Genomic DNA, 23,095 nt, shown 5'->3' on the forward strand with positions numbered 1-23,095 from the left:
AATGACTGAACACAATAATGTTCAAACCCTGAATCAATTTATTATTGAGCGTCAGTCTGATCATCCGGGAGCAAAAGGAGAGTTATCTCGTTTGCTTCATCACGTGGAAATTGCTGCCAAAATTGTAAACCGTGCTGTAAACAAAGCCGGTTTGGTAGATATTCTTGGTGAGCACGGCGATCAGAATGTTCAGGGGGAAGATCAGCAAAAGCTGGATGTTTTTGCCGATACACACTTTATTGATGCCTTAAGAGCAAGTGGCGAATGTGCTGCTGTTGCTTCGGAAGAGAACGAAGACATTATTATTTTCGAAAATGAGTTGTCCAAAAACGGAAAGTATGTTTTCTGCATGGATCCATTGGATGGCTCTTCGAATATTGATGTAAATGTTTCCATTGGAACCATTTTCTCGATTTTTGAACGCATTTCACCTCGCGGACAAGTTGCCAACATTGAAGACTTCTTACAAGAAGGAACCAAACAGGTTGCTGCTGGGTATATTATCTATGGATCATCAACCATGTTGGTGTATACCACAGGTAATGGTGTAAACGGATTTACGCTTGATCCATCAATCGGAGAATTCTGTTTGTCGCATCCAAACATCAAAACACCAAAATCGGGAACCATTTATTCCATTAACGAGGGAAACTACATTAATTTCCCACAAGGAGTAAAAAAATACATTAAGTATTGCCAGGAGAAAGATGCTCGCAGCAAACGACCATTTACTTCGCGATACATTGGTTCTTTGGTAGCTGATTTCCATCGCAACCTTTTAAAAGGTGGTATTTTTATTTACCCACAAACCAATAAAAATCCTGATGGCAAGCTGCGATTGATGTATGAATGCAATCCTGTTGCATTTATTGCTGAACAAGCTGGCGGTATGGCTACCGATGGAAATGGCAGAATCATGGAAATTACTCCTGAATCGCTGCACCAGCGTGTACCATTTTATACTGGTTCGACCAATATGGTGAAAAAAACAGAAGAGTTTCTACACTTCTTCAACAATATTTGATTTCAACAACTAACCAGAACTCAAAATGCAAAGCCACTTCTCAGTTGAGAAGTGGCTTTGGTTTTTTCTACATTTGAGATTCTCACTTCAGATGAGACTCTCAATATTTTTATTTATACTCTCAACTTAGAATGAGAGCATCAGAACAAGCAACGCATTATTGACATCCACCTCACTTTGTTGTAATTTAGCTACACCAATCTCATACCTTCTTAAGCATACTTTATTCAATTTAAAATCTTATAGAAATGAAATCGATATGCATCCTATTGATGTTGCTTTATTTTGCAATGCCAGCCTTATCGCAAAAAGAAAAAGTAATTATCAACGACATAGAGTTGAACCAAAGTCAAATTAAAGAGTTTGAAGAATATTACGGTGCTAAGCCTCTTCCTGGTAATTATTGGTATGATAAAACCAGTGGTTTGTATGGTGTTGTTGGCTATGCTTCATTCGGTTTTATGCTACCAAATCATGACTTGGGCCAGTTAAAGCGTAATGCCTCAAACGGACAAACCAATGTGATTGTAAATGGAAGGGAATTGCCACAAAACGAATGGCTGGTTTGGAGCTATATACTGGGCTATTACATTCAACCAGGGAATTACTGGTTCGATCATTTGGGAAATGCAGGCTATGTCGGAAATCCTATTCCTACGGTAAATTTATACTTGGCCGCACAACAAAATGGCTACAGTGGCAAGGGAAGTGGCGGCGATAATTTTTGGTCGACTCGATTTAGTGCCGGCAATTACGATCAAGGCAATACCAGAGGTTATGTAAGTGTGCCGGGGCATGGGCCTGTTGGGTATGGATTTTAAGTTGAATCAAGGGTTGAAAAAATGGTTTAAAAAATAATGGAAAAGTTTATTTAGGAATTCTTCCCTTCTAGGGAAGATGACGACAGCCAGAAGGGTGTATTTTTAATTGTATTGTTCTTATTTCACCCTTTCCCCTACCGGGATTTTCCCTAGGAGGGAAAAAACTCAACTTGAAAAAGCGATGAAATTTATTATGGTCTAATCAATACGGTTATTTTAACCCTTGATTGGAATTTCTAGTAAAATCCAATTTCCAAATCACAAAATACAACCCCTTCTAAGATTGGGATTTGAGCATAACAGCTTGGTTTCTGAAACTTTTCCCTAAATTTGCCTTTCAATCAATAAAAAGGGATTCATTGGAACTTCGAGAACTAAAAAACATTTTTGCTGGTCACCCAGCACGATTCAGCATTGAGAAACATTTACATGATAACAGCAATTTTCACCTACACTTGCGTGGATTGGTAGGGTCGGCTTTGCCCGTAATGGTTTCATCATTGGAAAAGCAAGCCAAACCTCAACTGTTTATTTTGAATGATAAAGAGGAAGCTGCCTATTTTTATAATGATTTGTGCAGTTTGATTGACGAAAGTTCGGTTCTTTTCTTTCCATCATCATACAAACGTTCGGTACAATACGAAAAAACGGATAATTCCAATATCGTTCTGCGCGCCGAAACTTTAAACCGATTAAATTCTAATCATCAACCAAGCTACATTGTTACTTTTCCCGAGGCAATTGTTGAGAAAGTAATCAGTAAGGATCAACTGACCGAAAACACACTTAAAATTAAAGTGGGTGAGAAACTCTCACCTGAATTTGTAGAGGAAGTTTTGGTGGACTATGAGTTCGAGCGTGCCGATTTTGTAGTTGAACCAGGTCAGTTTTCGATTCGTGGTAGCATCATCGATATCTTTTCTTTTTCGGATGAACATCCATACAGAATCGATTTCTTCGGTGAAGAAGTGGATTCCATCCGTGTGTTCAATGTGGAAAATCAACTTTCGATTAAAAAGTTGGATACGGTAGATATCATTCCAAATATTCAGGAAAATCTTCTAAAGAATTCAAGAATATCATTCCTGAACTTTGCTCCAGAGAATTCGGTTTTTTGGTGTAAAAATGTACAGTTCATCAGCGACAGAATTCAGGCAATCTATGAAAATACCATTGAGAAAGTTCCTACTTTGGAATTGGGAGAAGATACGGTTGCAACCAAAGATTACCTGATAAAAGGTTTGGATTTCATCGATCATCTGAATGAATATTCCTGTATTGAATTTGGGCAAAAATTCTTTTTCCCAACTGAAAACGAAATTCAGTTCAACCAGGTACCACAACCTGCTTTCAATAAAAATTTCGATTTGCTGGGCGAACACTTGCTGAATAACAATGCAAGGGCCGAAAGCAATTATATTCTATCAGATAATGCCAAACAGATTGAACGCATTCAAAATATTTTCGACGATAAAGGCATTGAAGTCGAGTTTCAATCTGTAGATCAAACCTTGCACGAAGGTTTTTCCGATCGGGATTTAAGAATTTCGGTATTTACCGATCATCAGATTTTCGACCGTTACCACAAGTTCCGGTTAAAAACAGCAACGGTACACAAAGCAAAGGAGTCGGTTACCTTAAAAGAAATCAACCGACTTCATCCGGGCGATTATATCGTTCATGCGGATCATGGAATCGGTCGTTTTGGAGGTTTGCAGAAGATTGATGTAAATGGAAAAGATCAGGAAGCAATCCGTTTGGTGTACAAAGACAATGACATTTTGTTTGTGAGTTTACACTCGCTACACAAAATTTCTAAATACAAAGGCAAAGATGGGACAGCTCCTAAAATTTACAAGTTGGGAACCGGAGCATGGCAAAAACTAAAAGAGAAAACCAAGAGCAAGGTTAAAGATATTGCCAAAGAATTGATCGCCCTTTATGCAAAACGCAAAGCAGAAAGAGGATTTCAGTTCAGTCCCGATTCGTACTTGCAACAAGAGCTGGAAGCTTCTTTTATTTATGAAGACACGCCAGACCAGGTAAAAGCTACCAAAGCTACCAAAGAAGGAATGGAATCGCCATTCCCAATGGACCGATTGGTTTGTGGTGATGTTGGTTTCGGGAAAACCGAAATTGCCATTCGTGCTGCTTTTAAAGCTGTAGCCGACAACAAACAGGTTGCGGTTTTGGTTCCAACAACCATTCTGGCCTTCCAACATTTTAAAACTTTCAGCGATCGTTTAAAGAATTTCCCTTGCCGTGTTGATTACATCAGCCGCATGCGAAAGGCAAAAGATCAAAAAGAGATTTTGAAAGATCTTAAAGCTGGTCAAATCGACATTTTAATCGGAACTCACCGAATAATTGGAAAAGATATCGACTTTAAAGATTTGGGATTGCTGGTTGTTGATGAAGAGCAAAAATTTGGAGTGTCGGTAAAAGAAAAGTTGAAGCAGATGAAAGTAAATGTGGATACTTTAACACTAACTGCAACACCAATTCCAAGAACACTGCAATTCTCATTAATGGGGGCTCGCGATCTGTCAATTATCAATACGCCGCCACCAAACCGATATCCGATTGTAACCGAAGTACACAATTTTAACGAAGACATTATCCGCGAAGCCATTACATATGAAGTGGAGCGCAACGGACAGGTTTTCTTTATCCATAATCGTGTTCAAAATATTAAAGAGGTTCAGGATATGATTCACAGAACGGTTCCTGGAGTTTCAACGGTTGTTGCCCATGGTCAAATGGATGGACCAAAATTGGAAAAAATCATGCTTGAGTTTATTCGAGGGGATTACGATGTATTAATTGCAACAACCATTATCGAATCGGGCTTGGACATTCCGAATGCAAATACCATTATTATTAACAATGGTCAGAATTTTGGATTGAGTGAATTGCATCAGTTGCGAGGCCGTGTGGGACGTTCAAACAAAAAGGCATTCTGCTATCTATTGACTCCTCCTATGGAATCAATGACCCAGGAAGCCAGACAAAGACTGCAAGCCATCGAGAACTTCTCAGAACTGGGAAGCGGATTCAACATTGCCATGCAAGATTTGGATATTCGTGGAGCTGGAAATCTTTTGGGAGGTGAACAATCTGGTTTTATTACTGATATTGGATACGAAACCTATCAGCGAATTCTGAATGAAGCAATGCTTGAATTGAAAGAAAACGAATTCAAGGATGTTTTTGCCGATGAAAAGAAAGAGGAAGAAAAAGAAGTAATCCGTTTTATTAACGATTGTCAGATTGATACCGATCTTGAAATTCTATTCCCGGAAGAATATGTAGAAAGTATTTCCGAAAGAGTTCGCCTGTATCGTGAATTGGATAATATCGAAACCGAAGAAGAAATCGAAAAATTCGAAGACCAACTAAAAGACCGATTTGGCAATTTGCCTGAACCAAGTATTGAATTGCTAAACGTGGTTCGTTTACGATGGTTGGCTCTTGATTTGGGAATTGAAAAGCTGATCTTAAAAAGCAACAAGTTGGTTCTTTATTTTATTTCCGATCAGGATTCTCCTTTCTATCAATCGGCTCAATTCAGTAAAGTGCTTCAATTCTTACAAGCCCAAACAATTCCTTGTAAAATGAAAGAAGCAAAAAACAGACTGAGCTTAAGCTTCGAAAAAATTTCGAATATTGTTGCAGCCACTGACACACTGAAGAAAATAAATCAGGAATGATGATAAAATAAAAGATCGCTAAGCTTAATCCTCAGCGATCTTTTTAATATTTTATTGGTGTGAAATTTAATCTTCTTGTATTTCTCTCAGCAACACCAAAGCCTTATCATTTCCCAAATTGGTAATTCGTGCTTCATACCAATACTTACCTTTTACAGATTCCATTTCATATTTAAACTTCTCCATAAAACCCACATTTAAAACTTTCTCTATTTTCTCTTTGGCCAATTGCAAAACTTCACCTGAAAATACCTTATCCAGGTAAGCTCCTATAATTTCATCTTTAGGAAGATCTAAAACAGAATGATCATCCATTTTATAATCTTCAAAAATCCCCTCACGATTCACAACAAAAATTAAATCAGGAATTGCATTAATTAAATCTTTATTTCGGCGCTCACTTTCCTCAAGCATCAGCTGACTTTTCATACGAACCGTTACATCTCTTACATAGCAAACTATTCCTTTATCGATTCCCTTTTCGCTTTTTAACATCGACGAATATAGCTTCAGATAGGTTTCTTTCCCATCGATATCAAATAGAAGTTCTACTTCGTAATTGCTATCTTTTTCGGTTGGAATCAATAAATCCTCAGCAAATGATTTTTCCCTTCCAGACAAGGATAATTCGCTATAAGGTTTGCCAATCATCTCTGATTCACTTTTGCCAAAAATTCTTTCGCATCCTTTGTTCCATGATTTTACGATTCCATTCAAATCGAAGGTAACCACACCGTCATGGAAATGATTAATAATATCCGCTTTTTCAGCCAGCATCTCCCGGTAGGCATATTCTTGAGTTACATCACGTATAATAAACTGAAGATTATTCTTTCCATTAAACTCAATATGAGCCGCAGTTAATCCTACGTCAAACGGATCACCATGAATGGTTTTAAATTTAAGGTGAGTATATTCAATTCCTTGTCCCATTTGAACCGCTCGATCAAACTTTTCTTTAAATTCCTCCTGATATTCTTCACTGACATAAGACAGAAGTTGAAGCCCCATTAAATCTTCAATATACGCGGTTCTAAATAATTTTAATCCCAAACAATTTAGATATTCAATTCCGCCTGCTTCGTTAATCACCAAAATAGCCTCGGGTGAATCAGTAATAAAATTACGGAATCGCGTTTCTCTCATTTTTTGATCCAAATCAAACTGATGCTTATAAAACGCCAACTCAATTGATATTCCCAACTCTTTTTTATCAATTGGTTTAACCAGGTATCCGTATGAATGGGTATTAATTACTCTTTGTATGGTCGATTCTTCAGTATCGCTGGAAAGAAAAATAACAGGAATATCAAATTTAGATTTTATCAATTCGGTTGTTTGAATACCGTCCAGATCTCCTCCCAAATGAACGTCCATTAGAACAATATCCGGATTTAATTTTTCGCACAAACGAATGGCTTCCTTACCATCCTCAACAATTCCTAACAAATCGTAACCTAATTCCTTCAAGAACATTCTGAAAATGGTCGAAATTAGGTTGTCATCCTCAACGATTAAAATCTTTTTTTTCATTAAGTAATAATTGAAAATTTGACCGACACCAATACCTTTTAACACCTAGAGCACGGGTTATTCTCCTTCAAAACAAACAAAGAGGATTAATCTTCATTAATTCCTTTAGAAAAACCTGTTGGGCGTTTAATTTATATGCCTAAAGTTTACTAATTTTAAGCGATTTTACAAGCTATTTATAATAATACACATCAATTATTTTCCATTGAATCTTATAATTGACATAGGCAACACAAAAATTAAAGCTAGTATCTTTCTAAAAGAAGAATTAAATACTACCAAAGCTTCGGAAAAAGTGGATGTCGAATTTGCAAAGGAACTACTATATGAATTCCCTACAATAGAAAAAGTAATCATTTCTTCGGTTCGTGAATATCCCGATAAGTTGATAAATTTTCTTAAAACGAGAATTCAACATGTTTTCTTTTTTGACTCTAAGCTTCCTATACCTGTTGAAAATTTATATGAATCTAAAAACACTTTAGGTTACGATAGACTGGCAGCGTGTATTGGTGCATATGCTATGTATCCCAATCAGAACATTTTGGTAATTGATGCGGGAACTGCCATCACCTTCGACTTTTTGAATAAAAAAGGACAATACATTGGAGGATGTATTTCTCTTGGTTTAAGTATGCGATACAAAGCTTTAAATCATTTCACAAAAAAGCTACCACTGCTTTCTGTAAATGAAGATTATCCATTAATTGGGAAAAATACCAATGAAGCAATAACCGGTGGGGTACAAAATGGAATTGTGTTTGAAATAGATTCATACATCAATCAACTAAAAGAGAAACATGCCGATCTAAAAGTAATACTAACAGGTGGTGACGCTCCTTTTTTATACAAAAGCATTAGTAGCACATCAATTCTCGAGTCGAATGTACTGGCAATTGGACTGAACCGCATCCTGGAATTTAATATTTTGGAAGGCTCTAATAATTAACAAAGTTTTTGTTGATTTCCAATTTATTTATAGTTTTGCAAGAAGCTTATTTTTGAGCTTTAAAATGGTTATTTAGAACGAATTCAAAACTTATACTAAAACTTTGGTATGAGTTTTGCAGTTTTAGTTCCAACAAAACTAAAACTTTCGTTATATTTATTCTGACTTAATAGATATGACGTTTTTTAAGGAGATCCTAAGACCATTTTTATAGTTTTGCAACAAATAAACTTGATTATAAAAAATTTAGTAACATGAAAACAAGATTTACAATAGCAACTGTGGTTCTTTTGCTTTCAAGTATGTTTACCCTTAAGGCACAGACTTTGGAATCAAAATATGGATTGGATAGTGCCCAGACTGTTTTAAACGCCTCTCTGTATGTTGAGATGGTGAAGCAAAAAAATTACGAAGAAGCTCTTAAAGGTTGGAGATACGTTTACAATAATGCTCCAGCTTTCCAAAAGACAACTTATATCAAAGGTGTTACAATTATGCGTGGTATGCTACGTAAAACCAAAAACCCAAAGTATCTCGACACTTTGATGATGGTTTACGATCAGCGTATCAAATATTTTGGAAAAGATCGTAAATATCCTGAAGGATGGATTCTAGGTCGTAAAGGTGGTGATATGTTTACCTACAACAAGAAGAGTAATATCGCCGCAATGAAAGAAGCTTACAGCATTTTGAAGAAATCTATCGAAATGCAGCAACTAGAATCAGAAGCTACAGTAATTAATAATACAATGGAAGCATCTGGTGTACTTGTTAAAGCTGGTGAAATTGAACCAGAAGAAGTAATCGATAACTATCTTCTTTTCATGGACATGGCTAAAAAACAAATTGATGCTGAAACCAGCGAAAAGACAAAAGAAAACCTTGAAAATGCTCGTAAAAATGTAGAGCAAATTTTCTTTAATGCTGGTGTTGCTGACTGCGAAACATTAAGCAATATCTTTACAGCTAAATTTGAGGCTCACAAAGATGATATGGTTTTGATCAACAAAATCCTTCGTATGTTGAATCGTCAGGAATGTGAAGATGGTGCTTTATACGCAATGGTTGCTGAAAGAAAATATGAATTAGAACCAAATGCTGATGCTGCTCACAACTTGGCTAAAATGTTTATCAAGAAAAAAGAGTTTGGTAAGAGTAAAGATTACTTAGAACAAGCTATAGAATTGGAAGAAGATGCTGAAATCAAAGCTGATTTACATTATAAACTAGCTTCTATTCAATTTCTTCAAGGTCAATTAAGCGCTTCTAAATCAAATGCTTTAAAAGCTGCTGATTTGAAACAAAATTGGGGATTGCCATATATTTTAATTGGTAAAACATATGCTTCATACAGTCAAAAGTATGGTTCGTCTGATCTTGATCATAAAAAAGTATTTTGGGTTGCTGTGGATAAATTTAAAAAAGCAAAAGCTATTGATCCAGAATGCGCTGCAGATGCTCAAAAACTTATCTCTGATTACTCAAGACATTTTCCTGGAAAAGAGGAAGCTTTCTTTGAAGGAATTAAGAACGGTGACGTTGTAAAAATTGGAGATTGGATTAACGAAACTACAAAGGCTAGACTTAATGAATAGTACGCCAAAAAATAAATACAATATTATCAAAAGCATTGTAATCCTTTCGGGGATTGCAATGCTTTTGTCTTGTGAGAACAGCATGAAAGAGGTGCAGAGTCTTACAACCAACCAAAATCTTCCTTTGCAACAAGGCAAAGAGGTTGAATTTATTTTCACCGATTCAACAAAAATTCAATACCGAGCTTTTGCTATAGAATTTATTGAAACAGATTCGGAAGAAAAAGGAATGCTTCAAGAATTCCCCAAAGGTGGCAAGATCATTTCGTATGATAAAGATGAAAGTGTAGCATGGGAAATTAAAGCCAACTATGCAAAGCATTACCCTAAGGATGAACTTTGGGAGTTAAGAAATAATGTGGTTGCCAAAAGTGCAGACGGAAAAACAATTAGTTCTGAACTTATGTTTTGGGATCACACTAAACAGTTAATTTATTCAGATCAGTACACCAGAATTATAACCTCTGATGGTCAAGTTCTAGAAGGTTCCAGCTTTTCAACCGATGAAGACATGAATGAATTACGAATGACACAAGGCTCAGGAAAAGTATATTTTGAGGACAAAAAGTAAGCAATAATCAATAAAGCTTATTATCTTGCATACAACAAAACCTGATTAAAGTGAATCAAAAACTACCATTAGTATTAGAAATTGTTTGGCTGATTGTAATGATTGCCAGTGCTAGCCTTGCCGTATACAGAACAATGCAAACCAATTTCTCCGAGAATATTTTATTGTACGTTATAGCAATATTAGCAGCTTTAATGTATACTTCGCGTAGATATCTTAGACGAACCCGAGAGAAAAACCAATCCCAAAAGTAAATGAATGATCTGATCATCATTTTTGCCATGCTTGCTCTTTCCGCCTTTTTTTCAGGAATGGAAATTGCCTTTATTGCTGCCAACAAATTGCGCATGGAGTTGGATAGAAGTAAAAATACGGTTTCGTCCAGAATTATATCTATCTTTTCTCGATATCCTGGTCACTACATAAGTACCATGCTGGTTGGTAACAACATTGCACTTGTAGTATATGGTATTGTTATGGCAAAAATACTTGAACCTTCAATCCAGCTTTGGGTTGATTCTGAATCATTGGTTTTAACCATTCAAACAATAATCTCGACCATTTTGATTTTGGTGACAGCAGAGTTTATTCCAAAAACATTATTTAGGCTGAACCCTAATTTTGCATTGAATCTTTTTGCCTTACCTGTAATGTTCTTTTACATCTTGTTTTATCCGGTTACAATAATAACCATGATGCTATCAAAGAATATTATTCACAAACTATTCAAAACCAAAATTACCGAAGACGAGGAAACACAAGCTTTTGGTAAAATTGACCTAGATCACTTGGTGCAGGAAGGACAGGACACTCAAGCCATTGCTGAAGATGAATTGCATGATATCAAGATTTTTCGAAATGCACTGGATTTTTCGAAGGTTAAACTGCGCGAATGTATCGTTCCCAGGAATGAAATAGAGGCCATGGAATTAAATGGTACACTTGAAGAATTAACTCAGAGGTTCATTGAAACAGGCTACTCAAGAATTCTAATTTACAAGGACTCCATTGATAACATTATTGGCTACGTTCATTCATCGGTAATATTTAAAAAACCACAAAGTATTAAATCAGCCTTAAGCCGAATTATTTTTGTGCCGGAAACTATGGCAGCGCATAAACTGCTTAACCTGTTTACCAAGGAACAGAAAAGCATTGCCGTAGTTGTTGATGAATTTGGCGGTACTGCAGGTATGGTTACCATAGAGGATATCATGGAAGAGATATTTGGTGAAATTGAAGATGAACATGATAATATTGACCTAGAGGAAGAAGTATTATCCGAGAATGAATTTATTTTCTCCGGTCGATTAGAGATCGATTACCTGAATGACAAATATGATTTAAACCTTCCTGAATCGGAAGATTTTGAAACCTTGAATGGATTCATTCTATTTAATCACGAAAGTATACCTAAGTACAACGAAACCATCAGAATTGAGAACTTTAATTTTAAGATTGTAGAAGTGAGTAATACCAGGGTTGAGAAAATTAAATTAACCATTATCGATTAGTTCTTTATTTCTCATTCACTGAATATTAGACTCAAAACCTACCCATAAATCATCATTGCTATTAGCAATTAATATTTGCCTGAAAACTCCTCATCTGAACATCAATCTTCAAACATTCATCAAGTAATTTTTACTTTACTATAAAAGACGCCAAACTGATAGCCATAAAAAGCAATCATTTCCCATTTTTTTGTATATTCGTAGCCTAATTAAGAAATATTTAAATCTTTTTCGATGGCAACATTACAGAAAATAAGAAACCGTGGTGTGTTTATTGGGATCATCATTGGGGGAGCTTTGTTCGCATTTATTGCTGGTGACGCTCTAAAATCGGGTGGTTCCTTATTGACGAATTCACGAAATGAAATGGCAGAAATTGCAGGTGAATCAGTAAATATTCGTGACTTTCAGAATCGATTCAACCATAATATTGAAGTAGCTAAAATGATGTCTGGTCAATCTTCAATTCCATCAGAACAAATGGATAGATTAAGAGAACAGACTTGGCAGCAAATGGTTCAAGAAATGGTAATGAATGTTGAATATGATGAATTAGGAATTTCAGTAACTTCTGATGAATTATTCGACATGGTTCAAGGTAGAAATATCGATCCTACAATTCGTCAAATGTTCCAAGGTCAAGACGGAACTTTTAACAAAGAACAAGTAGTTGCAACTCTTCAACAGTTAATTAACGCTCCTAAGGGAACTCCACAAAAAAACTATTGGTTGAACATCGAAAATGCAATGACTACTCAGAGAACTTTAACCAAGTACAATGCTTTAATCCAAAAAGGTTTGTACATGCCAAATGCAATGGTTAAAGATCTAGCTACCAAAGGAAGCAAAAAAGTAGATATCAACTATATTGTTAAAAATTACAACTTAATTCCAGATAGTACAATTACTGTAAGCGATTCTGAAATTAAAGAGTACTACAACGAACACAAAGAATTATTCGAACAAACTGAATCAAGAAGAATTGATTACGTTCCATTCTTGGTTGAGCCTTCGACTGATGATTATAAAGCTACTGAAAATTCGGTTGCTGATTTAAAAGCAGATTTTGCTGCTGAAACCAACAATGCTCAATTTGTAGAGTTAAATGCTGATACGGATTTCAACCCTTTCTATTTGAAAAAAGAAGACATTACAAATGCTGAATTAGCAGAGTTTGCATTCTCAGGCAAAAAAGGTGATGTTAGTAATGTATACTCAGAAGGTGATTCATACAAATTGGCTAAGATTAACGAAATTAAAATGCTTCCTGATTCTGTTAAAGCTCGTCACATCTTAATTCGTCCAATAAATGGAGATTATGTTGCTGCACAAGCGAAAGCAGACAGCTTAAAATCATTACTTGAAAAAGGTGCTCGTTTCGATGATTTAGCAAAAGCTAATTCAGATGACCAAGGATCAGCTATTAACGGTGGTGATCTTGGTTGGTTCACACAAGGTAAAATGGTTCTTCCATTTAGTGAGGCTGCTTTCGATTCAAAAAGAAACGAAATCAAAGTTGTTCTAACTCAATTTGGAGCTCACGTTTTACAAGTATCCAACAAAGGAAAAGATGTAAAGAAAGTACAGTTGGCCATTGTTGATCGTAAAGTTGAAGCAAGTAACAAAACAATTCAGGCTGCTTACGCTAAAGCTCGTACATTTGCTGGTAACAACCTAAGCAAAGAATCTTTCTTAAAAGCTGTATCTGAGCAAAACTTACAAAGAAGAACTGCTAACCTAAGAAGAGATACCAAGAACATTCCTGGTCTTGAAAACTCAAGAGAATTGGTTAGAGCAGCATACCAAACTGATGATATGGAAAGTGTTTTGATGAACAATGAACAGTCAGCAGTATTCGAATTTGGTGATAAATTTGTAGTTGCAGTTCTTTCTAGTATCAAAGAAGAAGGTTTCGCAAACATTAATGATGTAGCTTCTACTATTAAACGCGAGATTAGAAAAGAGAAGAAAGCTGAGCAAATGATTGCTGAATTGAAGAAAAATAGCCAAGGAGCACAATCGCTTCTATCTGTAGCACAAAAAGAAAATCTTGAAGTAAAAAATGCAACTGGTGTTAGCTTCTCTTCATTCCAGATTCCTGGTGCAGGTATTGAACCAAACGTAATTAGTACTGCTTCTCTTCTTGAAAAAGGAAAAATTTCTGCTCCAATTGAAGGTAACCAAGGCGTTTACATGGTATTAGTTACCAATGAAACAAGTGATGAAGTTACTGATGATACTGTTGAAGCTTTCAAAGCAAGATTAGAACAAGGATACCAATATCGTACAAACTATCAAGCATTTCAGGCATTAAGAGAAAATGCTAATGTTGTTGATAAAAGATATAAGTTTTACTAGACAATAGTAAACACATAAGAAAAAAGCGAGGTGATTCATTCATCTCGCTTTTTTTATTAGATGCTGATACGGTAGTAATGACTAACACCCCACAGAATCTTTATTTAAGTAATGAAGCTGATGAAGCTATTCACCTAGGGTTAAGACACGTACATTTATCCGTAAATCATATCGTCAACAATGAATAAATTGCTCTTTAATAGATGTTAAAAGTTCATTCCACGAAAAAAGAGCTGTCAACAAAAGACAACTCTTTTTCAATATCGTACAATAAAAGAATTTACGAAAGTAAAGCTTTTACCTTATCAGCAACGGCTTTACCATCGGCTTTACCTGCCAATTGTTTTGTAGCCATTCCCATTACTTTTCCCATTTCTTTCATTGATGAAGCTCCTGTATCAGCAATAATTTTTTGAACTGCTGCAGTCAATTCCTCATCGTTCATTTGAGCTGGCAGATACACTTCAAGAAAACTCATTTCAAGCAATTCCGTATCAGCCAAATCTTCTCTTCCACCCTCCTTATAGGTATCAGCCGCATCTTTACGTTGCTTCACCAACTTCTGAATGATCTTAACAGCTGCCGCATCTTCAATTTCCGAAGCTCCTGTTTTAGTCATTTCAAGTGTAAGAGCAGTTTTTGCAGATCTTATTGCCTGTAACTTATCTTTTTCTTTTGCTTTCATTGCAGATTTCATATCTGCATTAATTTGTTCAAGTAAGCTCATAATATTTTATTTTATCAAAATTCGTTTATTCATCATCCAGAGTAAATTTAATCACATTTCCTGAATGATAACGTTTTTGATCTAGTTTCTGTTGTTTGCGTTTGTATGCAGGAATACTTTCGAACTCATCAATTTCTGCATCCTTTAAATCCGTTAGAACCACCTTTTTTTCCTCAACTATTGGTTCCTCTTCCAACGACATTTTAGTTTGCTGAGCTGTACCTCTTCCACCTCTAAATGCAGTCGCTTTTGGTTTTTCAATTTCCTCAGTTATTCCACCATTTTCAAATCCTGTGGCAATAATGGTAACAGATACTTTCTTTCCTAATGCTAAATCCTGACCTGTTCCCCAAATAATAGATGCGCTGTCGCCAACCGCTTCCTGAACGTAATCCGTAATTTCACCAACCTCGTCCATGGTAACTTCCTCTTCTCCAGAGCTAATATTCAAAAGAATATTTCGAGCTCCACGAACATCGTTGCTATTCAATAAAGGAGATGTTAATGCTTCTCGAATGGCATTTACTGATCGGTCTTCACCTTCTGCCGAGGCTGATCCCATAACAGCAACACCACTATCAGTCATTACCGTTTTTACATCTTCAAAATCCACGTTAATGTATCCATGTAAGGTAATAATTTCGGCAATTCCTTTGGCTGCTGTTGCCAATACATCATCTGCTTTGGCAAAGGCAGTTGAAAGCTTTAAATCTCCGTATATTTCACTCAATTTCTCATTATTAATCACCAATAATGAGTCTACATTTTCTTTTAATTTATTAATCCCCTCAATTGCTTGATTCAACCTTTGACGACCTTCAAAACGGAAAGGAATGGTTACAATTCCTACTGTCAAAATTCCTTGTTCTTTTGCAGCTTTGGCAATTACTGGAGCAGCACCTGTTCCGGTTCCTCCACCCATTCCTGCAGTAATGAAAACCATTTTGGTATTATCGGCTAATACTTCATTAACATCATCAATATTTTCAATAGCCGATTGTGCTCCTCGTTCAGGTTTATTTCCGGCTCCTCTACCTTCAGTTAACGATTCGCCCAATTGAATTTTAACAGGTATTTCACTATTCTCCAAAGCCTGTGCATCGGTATTGCAAATTACGAAATCTACATCCTTAATTCCTTGCTGAAACATGTAATTTACAGCATTACCACCACCTCCGCCAACACCAATTACCTTTATAATTGATGATTCATTCTCGGGTAAGCTAAAATCAATTAAATCTTCTGCCATTTTTTATACTTCTAATCTCTCCGAATTTATAATCACAATATCAAATTATTGAGCCTACATAGGAGTATCCTTGTTATCAAATATATTTGAGAAACTTTTCTTAAACCAACCATTTAAGCTATCCTGTTCTTCCTCATCATCCTCTACTTCTTTAATTTCATTCTGATAATTTGGAATAGACTCTGATTTGACATTTCTTTTCACTTCAAAAATTTCTTCTTTTTCTTCCTCAGAGCGTTTACGCATTAATTCCTCGCGACGCTGAATTTCTTCTCTTCTTTTTGCAGCTGCTTTTTCTTCTTCCGCAGCCGGATTTTCAATGATTAATTCCAATTTAGGAGCATCCTCAGCTCTTTTTCTTGGTTCAATCATCAATTCTGGAATAGGATTTTCTGAAAATCCAGTTGCAATGATGGTAACGCTTAATTCGTCTCCCATTTTCTCATTGTAACCATTTCCCCAGATTACACTCACATCATCTCCAACAACATCCTGCACATAATCGGTAATCTGACTCACCTCCTGCATGGTAACTTCTTCATCACCCGAAATAATATTCAAAAGAATATTTCGAGCTCCAACAATATTATTGCTATTTAAAAGAGGTGATGTTAAAGCTTCTTCGATAGCTCGAATTGATCTATCAGGCCCCGAAGCCTTAGCGGATCCCATTACAGCCACACCACTATTTCTCATTACTGTTTCAACATCAGCAAAATCGACATTTACGTATCCAGCAACAGTTATAATTTCAGCGATACTTTTTGCAGCTACTGAAAGGACATTATCAGCTTCGGCAAATGCTTCAGAAAGTTTTAAATCTCCATACATTAACCTCAACTTTTCATTGTTAATAATCAACAATGCATCAACATGCTTTTCAAGGTTTTCAATTCCTTCCAAAGCCTGTTGAATTCTTTTCTTTCCTTCAAATCTAAAAGGTATTGTAACAATTCCTACCGTAAGCACATCTTGTTGGCGAGCAGCTTCCGCAATAATAGGTGCAGCACCGGTACCGGTTCCTCCACCCATACCAGCAGTTACAAAAACCATTTTAGTTTTTTCACTCAAAACCTTATTAATATCATCTAAACTTTCGATTGCAGACTCTCTACCACGTTCAGGTTTATTTCCTGCTCCTCTTCCTTCGGTTAGCGATTTTCCCAACTGAACTTTAATTGGGACAGGACTATTTTCGAGTGCTTGTGAATCAGTATTACAAACTACAAAATCAACCCCTGTAATTCCTTCTCTTAGCATGTGATTGACGGCGTTTCCTCCTCCGCCACCGACACCAATTACTTTAATTATGGATTTTTCTTTTGGTTCAAAATCAACCGGTAATAATTCGTCAATCATGATCTCACAGTATTAGGGTTACAATAAGTTTTTTACATATCCACATCATGGGTATCAAATAAAGATCCTAGGAATGCTGTAATTCCTCTTTTCTTTTTTGGTCTATTTCCATTTAAATCGGTCTTTTCCAAAGGCTTTGTTTTGGGTTTTTCCATGCCTTTTAATAAAAGACCAATAGAGGTTGAATACATTGGATGATCAATATTCTCATCAAAATTAACTTTTGAATTTCTAGGGAATCCTATTCTTACATCCAAATTCGTTCTTTGTTGTGTTAAAACATTTAGATTGGTTAGTAAACTTCCGCCACCAGTTAACACAATTCCAGCTCCAATTTTATCTTTTAATCCTGTTGATTCAACCTGAAATTTAACTGAATCAATGATTTCCTCCATTCTACACTGGATAATTTGCGCAAGAAACTTAAAAGATATGTCTTTCTCGTCCCATCCTCCGCCAGCAGGAATAGTAACTACTTTATCATCTGAAGTCATATCAGCCACAGCTTCACCAAACTGCACTTTTAATGCCTCGGCCTGTCTTAAAAGTACCGAACATGCCTCTTTTATATCTCTGGTTACATGATCTCCACCAAAAGGAATGACCGAAGCATGCTTTAAAACGCCATCAAAATAAACGGTTACATCCGTGGTTCCACCACCTATATCGACAAGTACAACTCCAGCCTCTTTCTCTTCCTTGGTTAGAACTGCCAAGGATGAAGCCAAAGGCTCCAGAACCAATTCTTCTACATCCAATCCAACTTCGCGAACACATTTTTCGATGTTTCTGGCGGAAGCAGTTCTCCCAATTATAATATTGAAATGACCATCTAACCTTCGTCCTGCCATTCCAAGAGGGTTCTTTATTCCAACCTCCTTATCAACAACAAATTCTTGAGGAATTACATGTAAGATTTGCTCACCAATTTCAACAGGATGCTTGTAGTTCTCATTGGTAATTTGCTCTATATCTTCCTTAGTAATTTCTTCAACCGAATTTTCTATATACTTAAATTTCCTCTCTTTAACTATACGAATATGCTGTCCGGCAATTCCTACATAAACTTTGGAAATTTCCTTATTGGCTTTTTCTTTCAAACGAGCTACAGCTTCATTAATAGCCTCGATTGTAAGTTCAATATCATGAATTACTCCACGCTTTACACCTTTAGAAACAGTACGCTCCATACCCAATATGGTAAGTTTTCCGTCATCAGAAACCTCTCCAAGTATGGCAACAATTTTTGTTGTCCCTATATCAATTGCGGCTATTATATTATTCGTCCCAACCATTCTAGTTCTTTTTTGTACAAACCACCTGATTTTCGTACTTCAGGTTGATTCTTTTGTATCTGTTCCACCCGGTTTTTGCAAATCCATCGGTGTACAAAGCATACAATTTTTTGAATTTCTTCTGATAATTTTCAATGCTTCCCAACTCAATTTTATGTGCTCCAACGCGAGGTACTAAAACATACTCTTTCTCACGGGTTACATGTATTTGAGTTATTTGCGACTTCCAAAATTCATCATTTGTAATAAATTTTACCAAATCAAAAAGCTCTTCTTTTATCAACAGCTCATTTACTGCCCCCGAAACCACCAAAACCCTTGATGTAAATTTAGGGGATAATGGCATTTTCTTTCCTTCCTCATCAATATAATATCCTCTTCCCTGTAAAATACGAACAATAGGATTTCTCTGATGAATTTCAACAATCAGATTTCCCGAAAGTGAAGAATAAACCTCCGACTTTTTCACATATGGAACCTGATTGATCTTATCCTCCAAAACTTCCTTATTTATTGCATAAACAGAGTTTCCTTCCCAATCTGGATACTGCTTTTTTACAATTGTCTCTACATCTTTATTACTTACAAAACCACTGTCTACACTATCTTTCACCTTAACTTTTATATCATTTAGGACAATGGCATCTCTTTTCTCACCTACAAACGAGAAGCTTACCAATAAATATCCCAGCAATGATACCCAAATTAATATGACAGTAATTTTTCTAAGCATGTTATTGTTTTTCTATCAACATATTTTTAATTGGTTCTACCAGCTTATCTATATCTCCAGCCCCTAAAGTTAAAAGCACTTCCAAATCCTTTTGTTTCAGCAAATCAATCAATTCCTCTTTTGTACAAATACGCACAGGAACTGTAATATTTTTCATGATCATTCTGGAGTTTACGCCTTCAATTGGTAATTCTCTTGCAGGATAAATATCCAACAAGATTACTTCATCCAAAAGGCTTAAACTTTTTGCAAATCCTTCTGCAAAATCCCTGGTTCTGGTATATAAATGCGGCTGAAAGATTCCTGTTATTTTCTTATTTGGATAAATATCTCTAACCGATGATATGCTTTCTTTCAACTCCTTTGGGTGATGTGCATAATCATCAATAAAGACCAAATTGTCTTTTCTAATTTGATAATCAAATCTTCTTCTAACCCCCTCAAATGAAGACAATGCAGTTCTGATTTCATCTTCCTCCACTCCACCAAGAATAGCAACACTACAAGCACCTATTGCATTTTCAACATTAATCTTTCCTGGATAAGAGAATTTTAACTTTTCAAATACTCCATACGGATGAACCAAGTCAAACTGATAGAATCCTTCAACAAGTGTTAGATTTTTGGCATAAAAATCTGCAACTTCATTCAGTGAATAGGTGTACTTTTCAACCTCAATATCCTCTAAATGTAAACCTTTTTTATGCACTAATATTCCATCCTGTTTTATTTGACCGGCATATTCCTGAAAACTCTTTACCAATTCTGATTTATCGCCGTAAATATCCAAATGATCAGCATCCATTGATGTAATCAATGCAATTTTAGGATGCAATTGCAAAAAAGATCGATCAAACTCGTCAGCTTCCAGAATTACCCATGGACTATCTTTACTCAATAAAAGATTTGATTGATAGTTTCGTGAGATACCTCCCAAAAATGCATTACAACCCATTTTTGACTTGTTAAAAATATGAGCTGTTATGGTTGAAACCGTCGTTTTCCCATGAGTCCCTGCAATTCCAATTCCATTTAAATCATCTGAAAGCAAACCCAAAACCTGAGATCGTTTCATAATGGTAAATCTATTCAATCTGAAATAACTCAATTGCTGATGATCTTTTGGAATGGCAGGAGTAAATACTATCAAAGTATTTTCCTTATTCAGAAATTCATTTGGTATTGTATCCAAATCATCTTCGAAAGTAATATTAATACCTTCTTCAATCAGTTCACCTGTTAGTTTGGTAGATGTTCTATCATATCCAAACACATTTTTGCCAATGGAATGAAAATAGCGTGCAATTGCACTCATACCAATTCCACCGATACCAACGAAATAAATATTTTTAAAATCTTCTAACTTCATATTAAATCATTGCTAAAATGTGTTCTGCTATATCATCTGCTGCATCTGGTTTGGCCAATAACTTACAGTTCTTAGCCAAGCGTGCACATTTTTCTTTATCATCTATCAATTCCAATGCCTGTGGAATTAAATTCTCTTCGGCCTCTATATCTTTCACCATCACAGCTGCATCTTTATTTACCAATGCCATCGCATTTTTGGTTTGGTGATCTTCTGATACATTAGGCGAAGGCACCAAAATACATGCTTTCTCAACCAAGCACAATTCAGAAATAGTTCCTGCTCCTGCTCTTGAAATTACAATATCTGCAGCTGCATAAGCCAAATCCATACGGCTCAAAAAATCAGTAACCCTTAAATTAGGCAAATCCCAATTATCCAGTTCCGTCTTCACTTTTTCTATATAAAACTTACCAGTTTGCCAAATCACCTGAACTCCTGATTGAGAAATGGCATCAAGTGAATTTAAAACACTATTGTTTATTGTTCTTGCGCCCAAACTTCCCCCAACAATCAAAATTGTTTTTTTATCAGACTTCAAGTCAAAATGCTTTAAGGCTTCCTCTCTTTTCGATTCAATTTCCATCAAATCCTTACGAACAGGATTCCCTGTCATCACAATCTTCTCTTTGGGAAAGAATCGATCCATCCCTTCGTAAGCAACACAAATTTTTTTAGCCTTTTTAGCTAGTAATTTATTAGTGATCCCGGCATAGGAATTTTGTTCCTGAATTAATGCAGGTACACCTAGTTTTGCAGCCACATGCAATAATGGACCACTGGCATAACCACCTACTCCAACTACAGCATCGGGCTTAAATCCTTTTACAATGGCCTTTGCCTTCCAAATGCTTTTCAATAAGCGCGAGAAAAACTTCAAATTCTCTTTTGAAAAACTTCGCTGTAAGCCACGAATTGGCAACCCTACAATATCGTATCCAGCGGCAGGAACTTTTTCCATTTCCATTTTACCTTCGGCTCCCACAAACAAAATTTCACAATCCTGATGTTTTTGCTTTAAGGCATTGGCAATAGAAATGGCCGGATAGATATGTCCTCCGGTTCCTCCTCCGCTAACTATTATTTTAATTTTCTGCTTCATTCAATCTTTTTTCTTCTTCGTTTGCCCAATTACTGATACTTAATATCATACCGAGAGCAGCACTTGTAAATATCAAGGAGGTTCCTCCCATACTGACCAAAGGCAATGGCTGACCTGTTACAGGAATTAAATTCACCGAAACAGCCATATTTGTCAAAGCCTGAAAAACGATACTTAAGGTTAAACCTATGACCAAAAATGCGGGAAATGTTCTACTACATTTCCGAACTATTATTCCAGCCCGATACAGTAAAAACAGATATAAGACAAGAATTCCAAATCCTCCAATCCATCCCATTTCCTCGAGTATAATGGCATAAATAAAATCGGAATATGGATGTGGTAAAAAATTTCGTTGTGTACTATTGCCAGGCATTTTACCAAAAATACCACCCGAAACCACTGCAATTTTTGCTTGTTCAACCTGGTAGTTTTGATTGTTGTTTATGCTTCGTTCTTCATCGAAGAAATTCTCGATTCTGCTACGAACTGTTTGAACACGTCCCAAACTAGGAATTACCGGAGCCAATGCAATCAACAATACCAAAACCAGCAAAACTGCAGCAATACTGCCAAACAAATATTTATAAGCTACACGACCTATAAACATCAAAATATAACAGATACCTCCTAATAATACAGAGGTAGAAAAGTCATCTAAAAATATCAGAAAACAAACTATTCCTATTGGAATAATTAGCTGAATAAAAGCTTCTTTACTACACCCTAACGTTCCTTGAAACCTCGATAAAGTTCTTGAAACATGTAATATTAAAGCCAGCTTTGCCAATTCCGAGGGTTGAAAATTAAATCCAATACCGGGAATTGTAATCCATCGGGAAGCATCATTCAAATTCGTACCAATTAGTTTGGCCAGTATTAGCATTCCAACAGATATTATTAGAATAATATTTGCAAAACTGGAATAATAGCGGTGTGGCATGGCATGTACAAAGTACATGATCACAAAACATCCACCCAGCAAAACCAATTGTTTTATCAAAAAATAAGATGTGTTTCCTCCACGAACTTTATAAGCCAAAGTCCCAGTTGAGCTATAAACCACCAGCAACGAAACCAAAGACAAAAGCAAAATAACAATCCAAATCACTTTATCGCCTCTAAGTTTAGGATTCTTAATCCAGTTCCATATTCTTGCCAGCCAGTTTTGCATAAACTATTCCTT

General features: G+C 36.0%; 17 protein-coding genes and 1 pseudogene. 9 read left to right on the forward strand and 9 right to left on the reverse strand.

Annotated elements, in window-relative coordinates; translation table 11 throughout:
- The first annotated feature begins 1 nt into the window (after position 1).
- From fbp to mfd, 3 genes and pseudogenes are all read left to right on the forward strand, one after another.
- Complete coding sequence (gene fbp, locus JCM15579_RS08695; RefSeq protein ID WP_054718707.1) at positions 2–1,024, forward strand: class 1 fructose-bisphosphatase; 1,023 nt, start codon at positions 2–4, stop codon at positions 1,022–1,024.
- A gap of 772 nt (positions 1,025–1,796) precedes the next feature.
- Positions 1,797–1,850 (forward strand): annotated as a pseudogene (locus tag JCM15579_RS22420) (hypothetical protein); the annotation flags it as partial.
- 354 nt (positions 1,851–2,204) lie between these two features.
- On the forward strand, positions 2,205–5,555 hold the full coding sequence (gene mfd, locus JCM15579_RS08705) for a transcription-repair coupling factor (RefSeq protein WP_083464613.1): 3,351 nt from the start codon (positions 2,205–2,207) through the stop codon (positions 5,553–5,555).
- Positions 5,556–5,621: 66 nt separating this feature from the next.
- Here the strand turns inward: mfd and JCM15579_RS08710 are convergent, their stop codons facing one another.
- Complete coding sequence (locus tag JCM15579_RS08710; protein ID WP_054718712.1) at positions 5,622–7,088, reverse strand: PAS domain S-box protein; 1,467 nt, start codon at positions 7,086–7,088, stop codon at positions 5,622–5,624.
- A gap of 205 nt (positions 7,089–7,293) precedes the next feature.
- Between JCM15579_RS08710 and JCM15579_RS08715 the strand changes: the two genes are divergently transcribed.
- The 6 genes from JCM15579_RS08715 (at position 7,294) to JCM15579_RS08735 (ending at position 14,075) form a co-directional block, all read left to right on the forward strand.
- Positions 7,294–8,037, forward strand: a complete 744-nt coding sequence (locus JCM15579_RS08715; protein WP_054718716.1) for a type III pantothenate kinase — start codon at positions 7,294–7,296, stop codon at positions 8,035–8,037.
- 254 nt (positions 8,038–8,291) lie between these two features.
- Positions 8,292–9,632 (forward strand): tetratricopeptide repeat protein, encoded by a 1,341-nt coding sequence (locus JCM15579_RS08720; protein ID WP_054718719.1) that lies wholly within the window; start codon positions 8,292–8,294, stop codon positions 9,630–9,632.
- Entirely contained in the window at positions 9,625–10,203 is a 579-nt protein-coding gene (gene lptC / locus JCM15579_RS08725; protein ID WP_054718722.1) for an LPS export ABC transporter periplasmic protein LptC, read from the forward strand. The genes JCM15579_RS08720 and lptC overlap by 8 nt, the downstream gene beginning before the upstream one ends.
- Before the next feature lie 50 nt (positions 10,204–10,253).
- Entirely contained in the window at positions 10,254–10,457 is a 204-nt protein-coding gene (locus JCM15579_RS20185; RefSeq protein WP_157471406.1) for a hypothetical protein, read from the forward strand.
- On the forward strand, positions 10,458–11,717 hold the full coding sequence (locus tag JCM15579_RS08730) for a hemolysin family protein (RefSeq protein WP_054718725.1): 1,260 nt from the start codon (positions 10,458–10,460) through the stop codon (positions 11,715–11,717). It begins immediately after the preceding gene.
- A 234-nt stretch (positions 11,718–11,951) separates the two neighbouring features.
- A complete protein-coding gene (locus JCM15579_RS08735) occupies positions 11,952–14,075 on the forward strand; it encodes a peptidylprolyl isomerase (RefSeq protein WP_054718728.1) in 2,124 nt (707 codons plus the stop codon).
- Between the two features lie 280 nt (positions 14,076–14,355).
- Here the strand turns inward: JCM15579_RS08735 and JCM15579_RS08740 are convergent, their stop codons facing one another.
- The 8 genes from JCM15579_RS08740 to JCM15579_RS08775 are packed head-to-tail and all read right to left on the reverse strand — an operon-like array spanning position 14,356 to position 23,083.
- On the reverse strand, positions 14,356–14,802 hold the full coding sequence (locus JCM15579_RS08740; protein WP_054718731.1) for a GatB/YqeY domain-containing protein: 447 nt from the start codon (positions 14,800–14,802) through the stop codon (positions 14,356–14,358).
- Between the two features lie 25 nt (positions 14,803–14,827).
- Positions 14,828–16,051, reverse strand: coding sequence for a cell division protein FtsZ (ftsZ, locus tag JCM15579_RS08745; RefSeq protein WP_054718734.1), 1,224 nt, complete (start codon positions 16,049–16,051; stop codon positions 14,828–14,830).
- A 54-nt stretch (positions 16,052–16,105) separates the two neighbouring features.
- On the reverse strand, positions 16,106–17,410 hold the full coding sequence (gene ftsZ, locus JCM15579_RS08750; RefSeq protein WP_054718737.1) for a cell division protein FtsZ: 1,305 nt from the start codon (positions 17,408–17,410) through the stop codon (positions 16,106–16,108).
- Positions 17,411–17,442: 32 nt separating this feature from the next.
- Positions 17,443–18,705 (reverse strand): cell division protein FtsA, encoded by a 1,263-nt coding sequence (ftsA, locus tag JCM15579_RS08755; RefSeq protein WP_054718740.1) that lies wholly within the window; start codon positions 18,703–18,705, stop codon positions 17,443–17,445.
- A gap of 1 nt (position 18,706) precedes the next feature.
- Positions 18,707–19,438: a cell division protein FtsQ/DivIB gene (locus JCM15579_RS08760; protein WP_054718742.1), complete on the reverse strand. Its 732-nt coding sequence runs from the start codon at positions 19,436–19,438 to the stop codon at positions 18,707–18,709.
- Position 19,439: 1 nt separating this feature from the next.
- Positions 19,440–20,807 carry a UDP-N-acetylmuramate--L-alanine ligase gene (gene murC, locus JCM15579_RS08765; RefSeq protein ID WP_054718745.1) on the reverse strand — a complete coding sequence of 456 codons (1,368 nt, stop codon included), beginning with the start codon at positions 20,805–20,807 and terminating at the stop codon, positions 19,440–19,442.
- Position 20,808: 1 nt separating this feature from the next.
- A complete protein-coding gene (gene murG / locus JCM15579_RS08770) occupies positions 20,809–21,909 on the reverse strand; it encodes an undecaprenyldiphospho-muramoylpentapeptide beta-N-acetylglucosaminyltransferase (protein WP_054718748.1) in 1,101 nt (366 codons plus the stop codon).
- The gene (locus tag JCM15579_RS08775) at positions 21,893–23,083 is read right to left on the reverse strand and encodes an FtsW/RodA/SpoVE family cell cycle protein (protein WP_054718751.1); all 1,191 of its coding nucleotides are present in this window, start codon (positions 23,081–23,083) and stop codon (positions 21,893–21,895) included. The genes murG and JCM15579_RS08775 overlap by 17 nt, the downstream gene beginning before the upstream one ends.
- Between the last annotated feature and the right edge of the window lie 12 nt (positions 23,084–23,095).

It is taken from the genome of Marinifilum fragile JCM 15579 (genome assembly GCF_001310955.1).
GTDB lineage: Bacteria > Bacteroidota > Bacteroidia > Bacteroidales > Marinifilaceae > Marinifilum > Marinifilum fragile.